This window comes from Pseudomonas sp. PB120 (assembly GCF_009761815.1).
GTDB lineage: Bacteria > Pseudomonadota > Gammaproteobacteria > Pseudomonadales > Pseudomonadaceae > Aquipseudomonas.
On the sequence record NZ_RWIN01000125.1, the window covers coordinates 83,711 to 100,576 of the forward strand.

The 16,866-nt window shown below is 61.6% G+C and carries 11 protein-coding genes; all 11 read right to left on the bottom strand.

The features are described 5' to 3' along the window. The 11 genes from EJA72_RS23360 to flgK all read right to left on the bottom strand — a co-directional run bounded on the left by EJA72_RS23360 (position 1) and on the right by flgK (position 16,849). The gene (locus tag EJA72_RS23360) at positions 1-2,931 is read right to left on the bottom strand and encodes a TIGR00180 family glycosyltransferase (RefSeq protein WP_157714208.1); all 2,931 of its coding nucleotides are present in this window, start codon (positions 2,929-2,931) and stop codon (positions 1-3) included. Positions 2,932-2,985: 54 nt separating this feature from the next. After that, positions 2,986-3,723: a cephalosporin hydroxylase family protein gene (locus EJA72_RS23365; RefSeq protein WP_157714210.1), complete on the bottom strand. Its 738-nt coding sequence runs from the start codon at positions 3,721-3,723 to the stop codon at positions 2,986-2,988. A gap of 17 nt (positions 3,724-3,740) precedes the next feature. Further along, a complete protein-coding gene (locus EJA72_RS23370) occupies positions 3,741-4,811 on the bottom strand; it encodes a class I SAM-dependent methyltransferase (protein WP_157714212.1) in 1,071 nt (356 codons plus the stop codon). Continuing rightward, entirely contained in the window at positions 4,801-5,658 is an 858-nt protein-coding gene (locus EJA72_RS23375) for an NAD(P)-dependent oxidoreductase (protein WP_178129547.1), read from the bottom strand. The genes EJA72_RS23370 and EJA72_RS23375 overlap by 11 nt, the downstream gene beginning before the upstream one ends. Then, positions 5,655-6,881 (bottom strand): class I SAM-dependent methyltransferase, encoded by a 1,227-nt coding sequence (locus EJA72_RS23380; protein ID WP_157714214.1) that lies wholly within the window; start codon positions 6,879-6,881, stop codon positions 5,655-5,657. The genes EJA72_RS23375 and EJA72_RS23380 overlap by 4 nt, the downstream gene beginning before the upstream one ends. Continuing rightward, complete coding sequence (locus tag EJA72_RS23385; protein WP_178129544.1) at positions 6,878-7,438, bottom strand: dTDP-4-dehydrorhamnose 3,5-epimerase; 561 nt, start codon at positions 7,436-7,438, stop codon at positions 6,878-6,880. Before EJA72_RS23385 ends, EJA72_RS23380 begins: the two co-directional genes overlap by 4 nt. Continuing rightward, on the bottom strand, positions 7,435-8,517 hold the full coding sequence (gene rfbG / locus EJA72_RS23390; protein WP_157714216.1) for a CDP-glucose 4,6-dehydratase: 1,083 nt from the start codon (positions 8,515-8,517) through the stop codon (positions 7,435-7,437). Before rfbG ends, EJA72_RS23385 begins: the two co-directional genes overlap by 4 nt. Then, positions 8,499-9,272 carry a glucose-1-phosphate cytidylyltransferase gene (gene rfbF / locus EJA72_RS23395; RefSeq protein ID WP_157714218.1) on the bottom strand — a complete coding sequence of 258 codons (774 nt, stop codon included), beginning with the start codon at positions 9,270-9,272 and terminating at the stop codon, positions 8,499-8,501. Before rfbF ends, rfbG begins: the two co-directional genes overlap by 19 nt. A gap of 217 nt (positions 9,273-9,489) precedes the next feature. Further along, positions 9,490-13,086, bottom strand: a complete 3,597-nt coding sequence (locus EJA72_RS23400) for a glycosyltransferase (protein WP_178129545.1) — start codon at positions 13,084-13,086, stop codon at positions 9,490-9,492. A 114-nt stretch (positions 13,087-13,200) separates the two neighbouring features. Continuing rightward, on the bottom strand, positions 13,201-14,772 hold the full coding sequence (locus tag EJA72_RS23405) for a flagellar hook-associated protein 3 (RefSeq protein WP_157714220.1): 1,572 nt from the start codon (positions 14,770-14,772) through the stop codon (positions 13,201-13,203). 13 nt (positions 14,773-14,785) lie between these two features. Continuing rightward, positions 14,786-16,849, bottom strand: coding sequence for a flagellar hook-associated protein FlgK (flgK, locus tag EJA72_RS23410; RefSeq protein WP_157714222.1), 2,064 nt, complete (start codon positions 16,847-16,849; stop codon positions 14,786-14,788). Positions 16,850-16,866 lie beyond the last annotated feature (17 nt).

Genomic DNA, 16,866 nt, shown 5'->3' on the forward strand with positions numbered 1-16,866 from the left:
TTAAGCCAGCAACCGCGCCCAGTTCACACTGGAGTTGTTGCCAAGGGTGAAACCCTTGCCGGTCAGGGCGAGGTTTTTGTTGTACGCCAGGTCATGCTGGAACGCGTCCGCCCACTTTTCACGCAAGGCCTGAAGGGCTTGTGGCGCATCAGGCAAGGTGCCCGGGTGAATGACCTGGACTTGCGGTGTCCACACCACCAGATAGCCCGCCTGCCCGGCCTTGAGGCACAGGTCGACATCGGCGAAAGCCTCGGCGAACGCAGCCTCGTCCAGACCGCCCACTTCATCGAACAAAGCTTTGCGGATCATCAGGCATACGGCGGAAACGGCCGAATAGTTCTGCTCCAGCACCAGACGATTCAGGTAGCCCTTGGCATCTTTCTTCTCGCCGACAAAGGCCGAACCGACACCGTCGTTCATGCCCAGGATCAGGCCGGCCTGGGTCACGTTGCCGTCGTGGTCCTGCAACTTGGTGCCGACCACGCCGACTTCCGGGCGCTGGGCCTGGTTGAGCAGGGATTCGAGCCAGTTCGGGTTGACCACTTCGCCGTCCGCCGCCAGCAGCACCAGGTATTCACCCTCGGCTTGTCGACTGGCTTCGTTGAACAGCGCCGACTCGCTGAGACGCTCATGGGAGCGCAGCACGCGGACGCGGTCGCCCGGCTGGCCGAGACCGTCCAGCCACTGCAGCAGCTCTGGGGACTGGCTAGCGTTGTCGGCGATCACTATTTCGTAACGGGTGTAGCGGGTGCGTTGCAAGATGCCGGTCAGGCAACGCTGCAACGACTCCAGGTTGTCCTGGCTCGGGACGATGATCGACACCAGCGGACGTTCAGCATGACGGTAGTCAATGCGGTAAGTGCCCGGCTCTTCCGAGCTGACTTGCGCCTTGTAGCCACGGGTAGCGAGGTGTCGGACCAGGGCCTGACGTTCGTGGGCATTGTCTTCCAGCACTGGCGTGCGGGCGATCATCAGCGGTTCGTCCAGATGAGCCAGCCAGGCCAGGCCGCCCTCTTCGATGATGCGCAGCAGCACGTCGAATTCCAGCGCTTTGCTGAAGTCGGCCTGATAACCGCCGGCGGCCAGCAACACGTCCTTGCGGATCAGCCAGTGACGCGCCATCAGCGCGGGCAGGCTTTGCAGCAGATCGAGGTTGAAGCCAGGACGGAATACATCCACCAGCGCGCCATGGGCGTCGCGATGGATTTCGTCCGACGCCACCGCGCGGCATTCCGGCGCGGCCAGCAGTTCCAGACCGGCGCGCAACAGGCCGCCAGCGGTGAACTCGTCACCTGCCTCGGTCAAAATCATCCAGTCGCACGCCGATTGACGGACCACCTGGTTGAGCTTGTCGACATGGTTGGCCAGCGTCACGCGCACAAAGTGCAGCGTGTTGTGCTCGGTCGTTGCCGCCAGCGGTTCGCCCGTGGTGAACACCACGATCTTGAAGGCGTGGTTGCGACCTTCCAGCAAGCTGTCGAGGGTAATTTGCAACTTGGCGGCGTCGTTGTCGAGGTCCAGCACCAGAATGCCGAATTGCGGGCCGCCACGGTGCTCGGCCAGATAGCGCGACGTCGCCGCCACTTCGTCAGCATCAGGGGCACGCGCCGCCAACCAATTGAGCAGGCGGCCGGAGCGCATGGCACCGAACGCCTCTTCGTTGCCTTGTGTCGATACCGCATTCAAGCGCTCGGACCAGGCGCGCATGTCCCGCGCCGGTTCCTCTTCGCCCAGAAGCTCCAACTGCTGCACCAGGCGCTTGACCACCTGGCGGTTGAAAGGCCCCGCGTCATACGCATGCCACAACCGATCGACCACGCTTTCGGCGGTGTCGTTGTTGCGCGGGCGCATCATGTTTTCCTGATCAGCCCAGATCCCTTCAAGCCCCTGCAGCTGAACGCGGCCGGCCGGCATGGCGTGCAGCAGAAACTCGATCTCGCTCAACAGATCGAAGAACGGCTGGTTGTAGTAAGGCAACTCGACGTACTGAAACAGCCCAAACCGACGTTCCGGCCCCTTCTGCACGTTGGTCCAGCGCGACTCGATAATCGGTTCGGAGGTCAGCGAGCGCCCGGTGCGCAGGCAGTCCGCCATGGCGTCGAAACTCTCCAGCGCCAACTGCTTGCCCTGCGCCGGGTCGAGACCGGTGTGCTCGCGTGGCAAGGTCGACAGCAGCTCGGCGAACGCTTCGCGCTCTGCCACCGATTTCGCGTCGTTGGCGGCCAGGGTGGTGTAGACCTCGGTCTTGTGCTCCGAGACCATGTAGTTGACCTCGCGCACCACGTACGGGATCGGCAGCATGCGGGCCTTGGACCGTGCCAGCATGTAGTACGCGTGGCCGATTTCCTGCCATTCGAAGCTGATGTTCTCCGGCATGGTCGCGTACCAGTCGCGCAGCAGCTCGACGCGGTGAACCGCGTAGAACGGCGGAATGTACTGCTGCATGAAATCGATGACCCGGTCCTGAGCACGCTCCGACGAATAGTCTTCACAGACTTTCTTGTCCCGGCGGTAGTAGCTCACGCTGCTGGCCAGGGTCAGGTACATCAGGCAGTAGCCGTGGCACATGCCGTAATCGGCATTGTCTTCCAGGAACGAGACCGCAGACTTGATCCCGTCATGCAGAATGAAGTCATCGTCGGCGGCGAACACCATGTACGGCGTGGTCACCTCCTTCACGCCGTAGTCCAGCTTGGCCCGCAGGCCCTGGTAGCCGAACTGCGGCACATGGCGGTAATCGACCGAGGGGTAAACGCCGTCGATGCCGTCGGTGACCTGGGTCGAGGAATCCAGCAACAGGATCCTGCAAGGCAAGGTGCTGTAAAACTTGATTGCCCGGCGCGCAAAGGCCGGACGGTTATGGGTGACCATCACCACCGTCAACAACTCGTTCAGTGGTAATCCGCTTTCAGAACCGTAATTGCCTTGCATTTTCTTCCCCACAACCGGCATTTCGCCCGATGAACTCAACAATGATGTCGTTGCTTAGCGAACGCGACGCAGGTAGCCGTCCGGCGCCACAGTGATCAGCAGCTTGTTCTGCAACTGACGATCGATCTCGAAGTCAGCGTTCTCTTCGAGGTATTTCCACACGGCGGTCTTCGGGTTGTCGCCCGGGCCCCAAGGACGGTCCGGGAAGAAATCGGCCGGCATGTCTTCAACCACGGTGTCCATGACCACGCAGTAGCTGTCCACCGACACCAGTGGTGCGTAGAGGCGCAGCTCTTCGAGCACGTGGTCGTGGGTGTGGTTGGAGTCCAGCACCAGGATGACTTTCTTGCCTTCGGCGGCCGCACGGACCTGGCCGGCGATGTCGGCATCAATGCTCGAACCTTCGATCATCTTGATGCGCTTGCTCATCGGATGGCTCTCGATGGCTTCGCGGTTGTGCGGGCGAATGTCGAGGTCGATGCCGAGCACTTCACCGTGGCCTTGCAGCTCCAGCAGCGAGGCGTAGTAGATGATCGAACCGCCGTGGGCGATGCCGCATTCGATCACCAGGTCGGGTTTGACCTGCCAGATGATTTCCTGCATCGCCATCATGTCTTGCGGCAGCTGGATGATCGGACGACCCATCCACGAAAAGTGGTAGCTGTACTTGTGCTTGGCCGACTCGTTGAAGAAGTCCTGGGCCAGGCCCGTGAGTTTCTGATCATCGCCCTGGGCCGCGATTTCTGCCTGGCATTGGGCTTCGAATGCTTTATTGATGGTGTTGTCGGTCATTTTTCTAATCTCAATAGTCACTGGAACGAAGCGCTGTCGACGGCGTGATAGACGTAGCGTCCACCGGTCATCCGCTTGATTTCTTCGAGGTAGTTGGAATTCATCACAAACAGGTTGGCGCCTTCGGGCAAGGCGTCCATGGCTTCTTGTGGCGAGGACACGCGCACGCCGCTCAGGGGCAGGAAGCGCCCCTGTTTGGCCGGGTTGATATCCACCACGCGATCCACCGCCACACCGGCCCGTTGCAGGAACAGCGAATAGATCACGCCTTTGGACGACGCGCCCCAGATCGCCGAACCTTGTTCGGGTGCGGCTTGAATAATCTGTACCGCGCGCTCCAGGCTGCTGGTGAAACCCTGTGGCAACGCCAGGCGCGGCACCGGTTGCTCGGGCGTCAGGCGCAACGTGGCCAGGTCCGCAACGATGTACAGGTATTGGCCACCGAACAGGTGACCGGCCTCGTGCACGGTGCCGAACATCCGGCGCAGGTCATCGAGGCGGAAATAATTGACGTGCTCGTAGAACAGGTCGAACCAGGCGCGGTGCTCGAGGATCCAGTCGAAGCACGGCACCTCGATGTAGATCTGCCCGCCCTGATTGGCGTCGGCCATCTCGGCGAGAAAACTCACCGGGTCCTGAATGTGTTCCAGCACATGGCGCAGCACGATGGCGTCGGCCGCCAGGCCCAGGCCACGGGTGAACGGCGCCTTGATCACGTCAGCGTTGTCGCCTTCATAGGCTGGGTCGATGCCGGTGATGGCGTAGCCCAGGCCCTTGAGCAGCTCAAGAAAGTAGCCCTTGCCGCAGCCGACTTCGATCAGTTCCTGACCCTTGAAATGACGGGCAATGATGCCTTCGACGTCGCCCAGGTGTTTCTGGAACTGGCCGGAATGCGCTTGCTCGTTCTGGTAATCGGCGTCGTAGCTGAGCTTGTCGGCATCGAAGGCCTGGTTGAAGATCAACCCGCTCTGTTCATCCTGCACCAGCACCATGTCCGCGCACGCCGAAGCCCTGGCCGACGCCGGATCGGCGAAGGTTCGGTTCTGCAATACCGGCAGGTCGGCGACCCGATACAACTCATGCCTCATGCTCTGCTCCCAGTAGCTGTTGCAAACGGTCCGCCACGCCCCAGAACGCCATCGGCTCGTGGGTCGGGTAGGGGTAATGCCCCAGGTTCAAATGGATCGACGCGCCGCGTTCGCGCACCCGCTGCTCGACCAGCGCCCGCACCGAGATCGGCTGACCGCTGGCGCAGTTGATCACGCCATCGAAGTCGCGCTGTTGCAGGATCGCGGCGAGGTAAGTCGCGGCGGTATCGATGGCCAGATAATCACGCAACTGCTCGCCGGCCGACATGTTGAAACTGGTGTCACCGGCATCGATTGCCCGGTCCAGCGCCGCCAACAAACTGTTGGGGTTTTGCCCCTCGCCGTGCAGGTAAAACAGCCGCGTCCATTGCAGGGTGAACGGTTGAACCCGCTGCAGGTTTTCGAGAAACAGCCGCAGCGTGTTCTTCGCCAAACCGTAGGGGTTGCCTGGCTGCGCGGCGGTCTGCTCGCTGAGCGGGCCGCTTTGCAGGCCGTATTCGAAACAGGTCCCGGTGACCAGCACCTGCGACACGCCCGCCTCGACCGCACCCTTGATGAACCGGTAATCGGCCATCAGGTTGTGCTCGAAGTGAAACAGCGCCTGATAGTTCGGCAAGCCAGGCCACGCCAGGTGCGCCAGGGCATCGACGCCTTCGGTCAACGCGACGATGTCCAGGTCGGCGGCGTGAATATCCGCCGCGACGAACTCCACCGCATTGATCCACGGCAGTCGCGCGGCAGTCTCGGCGTTACGCGCCACGGCCCGGACTTCGCAGCCACGGGCAAGCAAGGCCTCGACCAGATGGCGGCCGACGAACCCGGTGGCACCGGTCACCAGCACTTTCACAGGACGGTCAACTCGGGCACGGCGATCACGAAACGGCCATCCCACTGACGCACCTGGGCCAGTTGCTGACTGACTTCGTGCAGCAGGTTCCACGGCAGGACCAGCACGTAATCGGGTTTTTCGAGATCGATCTGCGCTGGCGACACAATCGGGATGCGACTGCCCGGCAGATACTTGCCCTGCTTGTGCGGGTTGGCATCGGCGACCCAGGCCAACAGGTCCGGCTTGATCCCGGCGTAGTTGAGCAAGGTGTTGCCCTTGGCGGCAGCGCCGTAACCGACCACGCGTTTGCCGTCGGCCTTGGCCTGCAACAGGAAGCGCAGCAATTGATGCTTGATGCGTTCGGCGGCCGGCGCGAGGGTCGCGTAGTACTCAGGGCTTTTCACCCCGGCGTTGACCTCGGCTTGCAGCTGCCGGGCAACCGCTGGCTGCACGTCGCGGCGAATGCCATCGGCGCGCTGCACGAAGACCCGCAGCGATCCGCCGTGGGTCGACAACTGGCTGACGTCGAACACTTCCAGGCCATTGCGCGCGCACAAGGTTTGCACGGCGGTCAGCGACAAATAGGAATAGTGCTCGTGATACAGCGTGTCGAATTGCTGGCCAGCCATCAGCGTCAGCAGTTGCGGAAACTCGAACGTGGCCACGCCGGTCGGCTTGAGCAAGGTCGCGAATCCACCGAGAAAATCATTGATGTCCGGCACGTGAGCCAGCACGTTGTTGGCGGCCATCAAGTCCGCCGACCAGCCTTCGCTGACCAATTGCGCAGCGGTGTCGCGACCGAAGAACAGCTCACGGATCTCCAGGCCTTTTTCCCGCGCCGCTTGCGCGGTGCTGCGGGTGGGCTCGACGCCCAGGCAAGGAATGCCGCGCTTGGCCACGTACTGCAACAGGTAACCGTCGTTGGCAGCGATTTCCACCACGCGGCTGTCGGCCGTCAGGCTGAAACGCTCGGCCATTTCGGCGACATAGCGCTCGGCGTGGGCCAGCCAGGTGCTGGAGAACGAACTGAAGTAGGCGTACTCGGCGTCGAACAGGCTGTCGGCGCTGGTGTAATCCTCGGTCTGCACCAGCCAGCATTGCTGACACACCGCCACTTTCAACGGCACCCATTGCTCGGCTTGCTCCAGCTGATCGGCGCGCACGTAGGCATTGGACGGCGGCGAGGTGCCGAGGTCGATCAGCGGCAAGGCCAGGGAAGTCCCGCAACCACGGCAGTTCATACTCGCACTCCAGCGAAGTGGTCATCGAGCAAGGGATGGCTGGAATCCCTGGCCGACAGATTATTGACAGGCAGCGGCCAGGCGATGGCCAGCCGCGGATCGTTGACGCTCAAACCACCCTCGTGCGCCGGCGTGTAGTCCGCGCTGTGCAGGTAGAGCAATTCGGCGTCGTCGGTGAGGGTCTGGAAACCATGGGCGAACCCGGCCGGGATCAACAGACTGCGGCCATCGCCGGCGCGCAGGTGTTCGGCGTGCCAGTGCAGGAAGGTCTCGGAGTCGGGGCGCAAGTCCACTGCAACATCCCAGACTTCACCGCGCAGACAAGTGATCAATTTCGCTTCCGGCGCGTTGGCGTCCTGATAATGCAGGCCACGCACGGTGCCGCGTTCGCGGGTACAGGAATGATTGATCTGACGGATATGAAAGGGTTGGCCAAATGCACTCAGGCTGCCTTCGCAAAACAGTCGCGCGAAATGTCCGCGGTCATCTTCAACGCGTTTGTGTTGCACGCTGAACAGGCCGGCCAGCGGCAACGGCTTCAACAGAAATTCGCTCACAGCGCGCCCCGGTACAGGTTCAGTTGACCCAGGGTGATGGCGCGCATGTCGTCGCCGTTCTGCCAGGCCAGGTGCCAATCGAGGGTTTGGGTCAGGCACTGTTGCAACGACCAGCGCGGCTGCCAGTTCAGCAATTGACGAGCGCGGCTGCTGTCCAAGCGCAACAGGCCTGCTTCATGCAATTCACTCGGTTCGATGCGCAAGCCACGCGCTTGCGGCCAGCGATTGGCGAGTAACTCGACCACTTCGCCGACGCTGCACATGTCCGCCTCGCTCGGGCCAAAGTTCCACGCGCCGGCAAACTCCGGGCCTTGCTCGTAGAGGCCGGCCGCCAGTTGCAGGTAACCGGCCAGCGGTTCCAGTGCGTGCTGCCATGGGCGCACGGCTTGCGGGTAACGCAAGGTGACTGGCTCGTCGGCGGTCCAGGCTTTCAATACATCCGGAATCAAGCGCTCCGGCGCAAAGTCACCGCCGCCCAGCACGTTGCCGGCGCGGGCCGTGGCCAGGGCCAGGCCGTGTTCGGCATGTTTCTCGGCCGGGAAGAACGAAGCGGCGTAAGACTGCGCCAGCAATTCGCAGCAGGCTTTACTGCTGCTGTAGGGATCGTGGCCGCCGAGGGCTTCGTTCTCACGGTAAGGCCACAACCATTCCTGATTGGCGTAGACCTTGTCGGTGGTCACCAGCACGCAGGCGCGCACGCCGCCAACCTGACGAATCGCTTCGAGCAGGTTGAGCGTGCCCATCACGTTGCTGGAATAAGTCCCCAACGGGTCGCGATAGCCTTCACGCACCAACGGCTGGGCCGCCAGGTGCAGGACGATTTCCGGCTGGGTTTCAGCGATCAATTCCAGCAAGGCGCCCAGGTCGCGCAAGTCGCCGCGCTGGTCGTTGATGCCTTCGTGAACACGTGCCAGTTCGAACAGGCTCGGCTCGGTCGAAGGGTCCAGCGAAAAACCGCTGACCTCGGCGCCCAGGCTTTGCAGCCACAGCGTCAACCAACTGCCTTTGAAACCAGTGTGGCCGGTCAGCAGGACTCGCTTGCCGCGCCAGAACTCCGGGCTCAGTCCCATTGCTTCCATGGGGCCTCCCCGCTCTGCCACAGGTGCTCAAGGTGGTTTTTGTCGCGCAGGGTGTCCATCGGGTGCCAGAAGCCATCGTGCTGGAACGCTTGCAACTGTTGCTCGCTGGCCAGTGCGGCGAGCGGTTCGGCTTCCCAGGACGTCTGGTCATCGGCGATGTACGGCAGCACTTTCGGCGACAGCACGAAGAAGCCGCCATTGATCCAGCCGCCGTCGCCGCGTGGTTTTTCCACGAAACCTTTGACGCTGTCACCGTCGCGTTCCAGCGCACCGTACCGACCCGGCGGCTGCACGGCGGTCACGGTCGCGAGTTTGCCGTGCGTCAGGTGGAAGTCCACCAACGCACCGATATTGAGGTCAGAAACGCCGTCGCCGTAGGTGAAGCAGAAGGCTTGCTCGCCTTCCAGGTAACGGGCGGCGCGACGCAGGCGGCCACCGGTCATGGTGTCTTCGCCGGTGTCGATCAGGGTCACGCGCCAAGGCTCGCTGTAGTTCTGGTGAACGTCCATGCGGTTGTTGCACATGTCGAACGTGACGTCAGAGGTGTGCAGGAAGTAGTTGGCGAAGAAATCCTTGATCGCGTAGCCCTTGTAGCCCAGGCAAATCACGAAGTCGTGAATTCCGTGTGCGGAATACTGCTTCATGATGTGCCAGAGAATTGGCTTGCCACCGATCTCGATCATGGGCTTGGGCTTGAGGTGCGACTCTTCGCTGATCCGCGTGCCCAGACCACCCGCCAGAATAACTGCCTTCATCGTTTCCCCTCTTGTTCGTCACAGGGCCTGCTCCAGCCTGACAAGGCGTGGCGACCATCTGGATAAATCGCATGAGGCAGCAACCTTCAGCTTCTGGCTGCGTCGCACATGCTAGATTTATGGCGATTTTCAGGGGACTTGCAGGAAACGCGCCAGCTCGAACGGCGGCGCTGCAGCCGCCGCTACCGTTGGGCAGCGGCGACCTTGGAGGGATGCATCAATCGGCCAGCCAGCCGTTTTCCCAGTAGCGCACGTTGTCACCGCGCAGCATGAAATCGCGCAGCACGGCCTCGCGCAATTCATCGCCCATGCGGTAGCTGGCATCCGGATCGTTCAGGTGCATGCGGATGGCTTGCAACCACTCTTCGGTGGAGTTGGTGATGACTCGAGTGCAAGGCAGATAACCCCGGTAGGCCTCGGTATCGGTACAGACCACCGGGTAGCCGCATGCGCCGTATTCCAGCAAGCGCAGGTTGCTCTTGCAGTCGTTGAAGATATGGAATTCCAACGGTGCCAGCGCCAGGTCCAGGTTCAGACTGGCCAGCTTCGCCGGGTAGACGCTCAGGTCGATCACCCCGTGGAATTCATGCATGTAAGGCATCAACTCTTCGGGACACATGCCGAAGAACACCCAATCCACCTCGTTGGCCAGTTCGCGAACCACGTCGGCAATGATCGCCAGGTCCCCCGAGTGACTGGTACCGCCGCCCCAGCCAACCCGTGGCTTTTTCGACGTCTTGCGCTGACTGCGCAGATTGCTCCACATGTCCGTGGCGAGCATGTTCGGCACCACCCGAATGTCGTGGTGCATGGACGACAACGAGTCGGCCAGTGGCTGCGTCGAGACCACCACCCGATCGCACAGGCCAATGGCGCGACGGACCAGACGCTCCATCTCGACGTTATCCGGCATGTTGCGAATGTGCAGATTCTTCTTCGGTGCCTTGATGACGTAGTCATCCAGTTCGAAAATCAGGCGCGCATTGGTGTAGGGCTTGAAGGCCGCGATCTCGTTGACCGGCCCCTCGCTGTAGCGCCCCTGCAAAATGATGACGTCCGGCGACTGACGCTCGATTTCGATGACCGACGGCATTTCATAGTAGATCCGCCCGGTGGCCCGACCGGCTTTCTCCAACTCGATTAGCGGCTGGATCGCCCGGTAATGCCCGACCGCCGAAGCGTTGATTGGCACAGCCATGACCTTGGGCACTTGCCGAGCGGAAAACGGGCTCCACCCGGTGCGCAAGCCTGGCTCCAGACCAAAACTGGAGCCCCCGGGGGTATTCAGCATCAGGTTAGGGTTGTAGGCCGGATCGCGGGCAATGACGGGCAACCAGCGGTGGTAAAACGTTTCCTGCTCCTGAACGCAAACCGCCTGCTCGGCCGCACTCACGTCTACCGCAGGCGCTGTCCCGAGGGCCAGTTGCGCATACGGTGTCCACACCACCAGGTAGCCGTTTTGACGGATGCGCAGACACAGGTCCACTTCATTGAGGGTCAAGGCAAAGTCCTGCGCCTGCAGACCTCCCACACTGACGAATAGCTCTTTGCGTACCATCAGGCAATGGGCACCGACCGCGCTCATGTCCTGAACCACCTGCAAGCGGTGCATGTAGCCCGCCGAGCTCAGCGGGTCACCGAAAAACGGTGAGCCAGCCGGCCCTTGCAGGCCCAGGATCAGACCGGCATGCACCACCAGACCGTCAGGATTGAACAGCTTGGCCCCGACCACGCCGACTTCCGGACGTTGCGCATGATTGAGCAGTTCGTCCAGCCAGTCGCCACGGGTGATCACCGCATAGGGATCGAGCATCAGCAAATATTCACCGCGAGCCTGTTGCGCCGCGAAGTTGCGCGTTGCCGCGACATTCCCTTGCTGCGCGAACGCCTCCACCCGCAACCGGTCGCTGCCCAACTGCGCCATGCCATTGAGCCACTCGACGGTCTGCGGTGATTCGCTGCCATTGTCGATCAACAGCAACTCGTATTCGCTGTAGGCGGTTTGCTCGAGAAGCGTTTCAACGCAACGCTGCACGGCGGCTAACTGGTCCTTGCAGACAATGATGATCGACACCAACGGCCGCGTTGCGTGCAGGTAATCGACGCGATTGAGCGAGGTGTAACTGCCCTGGCGAATCTCATGGGCAACGCCCAACCGCTGAAGATGCGCTTCCACGACCTGCGGGTTGAGTTCAATGACTTCCGGCAGGGCCAGCCACTGCGCGAGACCGAACGTCGACTCCAGCAGCACCTCGGCAATATGTTCGACGACATCGACACCGTCTTCTTCGACCATGCGCCACAGCACATCGTGAGGCGCCATTTCGCCGTAGCCCGGATTGAAGCCGCCGAGTGCGAGGAAGCGCTCGCGCTGAAACGCCAGCGAACGCCCCACGTAGGGATAGCTGCGCATCAGGTCCAGGTTGAAATCCGGCTTGAAGACCGGGTCTTCCGACTCACCGTCGCGCAATCCGCCTTCATCGCCATAGAGACACAACGCATTCGGCGAGACACTGATGCGCTCGGCCAGCAGCAGCAGCGCGGGCTCCACCAGACGATCGCCGGCGCGCACCACATAGAACCAGTCAACCCCGTCAAGCTGCGCGAGCAAGCCGTTGACCTGCCCTTGCCAGTCGTCCTGCAACGGCACATTGAACACGCGCTCGTCGAGTTGCGCTTCGGTGCAGGCGCTGGACAACACCAGGATCAGGTCCGGCGCGTAAAGCTGTGCGGCCAGGCTCTGAAGCGTGAGGTCCAGGCCGGCACGACTGGCCTGGTCATCAATGATGATCGGGACGATTTTCGGTTGCCGCGACCAGCCGGCCAAGGTGTCCGGCAATTGTTGTCGCTGAATGTCGTTGAGCGTGCGGCACGCCAGCCATTGGGCGTACAGCTGGGAAAAACTCTCGCTGGCGATGCCCACTCGATGTTGCTGGTTGGCCTGGCTGGCACCCAGGGTTCGAGCCAGGGGCAACTCATCCCAGACGCGCGGCTCTTCCTTGTTGCGGCTCAATGGCAGGTAACGCGCCCATCCGCCCGCAGGCGCACCTTCGCCACCGCGCCCCTTGAGCATCTGCACCAGCCATTGCCTTTCCACCTCGGTCGCGTCTTTCATCGCTTGCTGGCGAGACAAGCGCTGCGTGTGCAGACGCTCGACACTCAGCACGAAGTTGAGTTGCGCCATGTTGCCCCGCCGCATCAGGCAGATGTACAAGGCCAAATCGAGGGAGGCAACAAAGCAATGACCGGGTTGCGTCAGGGCAGGCATCAGCTCCTGGACGTCTTCGCGGCGGAACAGCGCATTACTGAATCCCCCGAGAAAGTTGACCGGAAAGTTCTCGAGAATCGCCAGCAGGTCATCGCCCTTGAAGATTCCGCAAACGGGCGACAGCGTGCTGTTCTCCAACCGCGACGGCAACGGGTGATCGTCAGCATCCCAGAACAAACGCTGAGCCAGCACCAGATTGATGTCGGCATTCTCAGCCAACACCTGCGCTTGACGTTCGATGCAGGCAGGCGACAGCTGATCGTCATCGCACAGGAATTTGATGTACTCGCCTTTGGCTTCGCCCAGGCACGCCAGCAGGTTGCCGACAAAACCCAAGGTCTGCGGGTTTCGTACATATCGCACCCGCAGCGCTGCATCGCCCGTCAGCGACTCGACAACCTGGCGGATCTCATCGCCGCGACTGTCGTCGCACACAATGATTTCGAGGTTGGCGTATTGCTGGACCAGTGCACTGCGCAGCGCCCGGGCGAAAAAGCGTGGATTGAAGGCGGGAATGACGACGCTGACTAACGAGACTGGGTTCACGGCGGGACTCTCAAGCGGCGGGCGCTCACCCGGCCGGGTGAGCCTTTGAAACCGCTGAAAAAAGGCGATTGGACTTCGACGAATTACGGCCGGGCGCTTTCGCGCCCGACGCCTTTAGATTTTGTTGAACAGACCCAGCTGAGTGATTTTGCTGAACGCCAATTGCGAGGCCTGCAACATGGTTTGCTGCAAGGTCAGGCGCGTCATCACTTCAGCCGGATCGGAATCGCGGATGGACGACTGGGTCGTTGTGTTGGCCATCTTCAGGCTTTGGTTGATCTCGGCCTGGTTATCCAGGGCCGCGCCGCGCCCGCCCACCGAACTCAAGGCGCTGGACAACTGATCGTTGCCACTGGCCAGGTTGGCGATGCCCGAGGCCACGGCGGCTTGCTGCTTCTGGATCAGGAGCGCATTGCCATTGGTTGGCGTGTTCAGGGCGGTCTTCAACTGGCTCACGGTATCCAGAATGTTCTGGGTTTCGTGAGTGTTGACGGCGATGTTGAATTGATCGTTCGGCCCCGGCGCCGGTGCAGCGCTCATGGTGAAACTCACACCCGATGCGGTGGCAACGTTGCCGACCATGGTCCCGGAGGACACCGGCTTGCTGTCGGCGGTCAATGGCGCCGCGTAGAGATCGAAAGCGGTGGCGCTGGTGAATTTCAGGACAGCCGCGCCCGACGGGAAACTGGCGTGGTAGTTGGCCGAGTTGGTGATGCTGGTCGACGTCACCTGCGACGTCGTCGGGTTGCCCGGGGCGCGGGTCGCGGTGAAGGTATCCGGCTGGGCAGCCAGCGTGAAGCTATGGCCAGGCAGCACGGTACCTGCAACATCACCGGGCTGCAGGTTGATGTTGAGGCTCAGTTCGACACCGCGGAAAGTGACACCCTGGGTTTGCGAACCCGTCGAGTCAAACACGCCGCCCTGACTGGCTTCGGCGGTGACATCAGTACCACTCGAGTCGGTGATTTTCAGCTGGGTGCCGCTGACAAAGCTGACCGTGTACGGCTCACCGCTGCGGAATTTGCTGTTGTAGGTAACGTTCGAAGACACCTGGCCGTTGGACAGGGCCACACGACCGTCATCCACCGCCGGCGCGGTCAGGGTGACCTGGCTGCGGCTGGTATTGATCGCCTGCTGGAACACTTCCCAACCAGTGCTGTTGGTGGCCATCGACATGGTATCGCCCACCGGCAAATCGAGGGTCACCTGGTCGCCGTTGTAGCTGTAGGTACCGTCGGCGTTGCGCGAGAACGGCGCGGTATCACCCTTGGAGCCGGAGAAAATGTACGTGCCATTTTCATCCTTGGTGTTCATCAGGCTCAGCAGTTGATCTTCGATCTGGCCCAGCTCCGAGGCGTTGGCCTGGCGATCGGCATCGGTGTAACCGCTGTTGCCGACGCCAATGGCCAATTCCCGCGCACGCTGCAACACGTTGTTGATGCTGGTCATGACCGATTCGGTCTGGCCCAGGGTCGCCTTGATCGTGTTGGTGTTGGCGTTGTACTGATCGAGCATCGAAGACTGCTGACCCAGTTGCAGCAGGCGCGAGGCACCGACCGGATCATCGGCAGCGGTGTTGACGCGCACCAGGCTGCTGGCCTCTTGACTGGTCTTGACCGCGTTGGCGAAGTTCTTTTGATAGTTTGCAGCCGTGGACTCGTAAAACTGGCCGGTGGAAATGCGCATGGGCTACGACTCCTTAAAGACTGTTGATCAGTGTGCTGAAGATTTCCTGCGCAGCCTTGATGATCTGCGAAGAGGCGGTGTAGTACTGCTGATACTTGACCAGGTTGCCGGTCTCCTCATCGAGGTCGACACCCGACAACGAGTCGCGAGCGCCTTTGGCATTGGCCAGGATCGCATCGGTCGCAGCGCTGTCGAGCTTGCCCTGGGCCGCTTTGGAGCCCACGCCTTCAACCAGTTTGCCGTAGGCGTCGGTCAGGGAAATACCCTTGCTGCCGCTGCCGGTATCCACCACCTGCTTGGTCTGCAAACCGGCCAGTGCCGTACCGTTACGGTTGTCCAGCGTGCCCGCCTGAGCGAGGGAAATGTTGATCGCCGACGCTGCGCCCGGCGAGCCTGCAACGGTCATGTCGAACGATACGGTCCGTTGTACCGAAGGTGGACCCGGGTCCATGATCGCTGCGCCGCTGGCATCCACCAGTGGAACCGTCAGGCTCAGGGTGTTGTTCTGGTTCGGCACGATGCTGCCGCTGCTGAGCAGGTTGCCCTGGGCATCCAGCATCTGATACGTCTGGGTCGCACCACCGGCTGCACCGAACACAACTTTGACCGGCGTCGAGTTCTTCAGCCCGTCCTGCATGATCTTGCTGGTAGCCGGATCGTAGATATCGAACTGAGTCGTCAGGGTCGGCTGGCCGCTGGACGAAATGGACAGCGTACCGCTGCCGCCAGGAGCGATGGCCGCACTCAACGGCGCGGCGATGGCCAGGCGCTTGGAGTCGGTCATCTCGGTCTTGATGTTCGTCGCCGCGTTACGCGTCGGGGTAATCCGGAAGGAATCGCCCGCCGCGGAAGTACCACCGCCGAAGTTCAACGAGAAGCCATCGATGACCGGTGCCGTTGCCGGTGGTGCCGTACTGAAGGAGCCCATGGAGGTACCTTCCGGCAGGCGCTGCACGGTGTAATTGGTGGCGCTGGTGAAGGTGACCTGGTAATCATTGATGGTCAGCTTGCCGGAGTCTTCGATGGTCACACCGAAGTTGCCCGACCCCGCACTGTTGCCCAAAGAGGCCACACTGCGCTGAGCCACTTGCGTGGCACTGTTGATGCTGTTGAACAGGTTCGAACCGAAGTCACCGTTCTTGTCGATGCCTTGCGCCTGGAGACTGTTCATCTGGTCGGCGACGACCAGGGCCACGCGCCCCAGTTCGTTCATGGCCGGGTCGAGCACGGTGCTGCGATAGCGCAGCAGGCCACCGATTTCGCCGCCGGTCATGATGGAGGTGATATCGATGGTGCTCGAACCACGGTTCAGCTGCAGGCCCAGGCGACTAGGATCACCCTTGCTCGGCACCGTCTCCAGCTTGTTGACTGTGTTGCCCATGACCAGCGGCTGGCCGCTGCCCAGGTAAATGTCGATATTGCCTTCGCGCTCGACCACTTGCGCGCCGGTAAAGGTCGACAGCTGGCGGACGGTCTCGTTACGCGCGTCGAGCAAGTCGTTCGGCATACCGCCGGAGTTGGAGATCTCGGAAATCTTCTGGTTCAACTGCGCCACGGTGGCGGCCAGTTTGTTGACCTGATCGGCCATGTTCGCGAGGTTACCGTTGATGCTCGCGTTCTGCGCGGTCAACTGGCTCGACATCGAGTTGAAACGGTTGCTCAAGGCCTGGGCATCACTGAGCAACAACTGGCGGGAGGCATCGTCACCCGGCTTGGCGTTGACGTTCTGCACCGAAGCGAAAAACTTGGTCAGGGCGCCGTCCAGGCCCGTGTTGCTGTCCGACAGCAGGGTATCGAGCGGCGTGACCTGACCCAGGTAAGCAGCCGAATCACTGTTGAGCGAGGTGCTGGTCTGCAATTGCGCGTCGAGGTAGCTGTTGTAGACCCGACGGACATCGGCCAGGGTCGTCCCGGTGCCGATGAACACATTGCCGAACTGCTGCGAAGCCTTGGTGCCCTGCACGGTCTGCTGGCGCGAATAACCAGCGGTATCGACGTTGGCGATGTTGTTACCCGTAGTCACCAACGACGATTGGCTGGCTGACAGCCCCGACATCCCGATATTGAGCAAACTCATGGTTCAGACCTTATAAC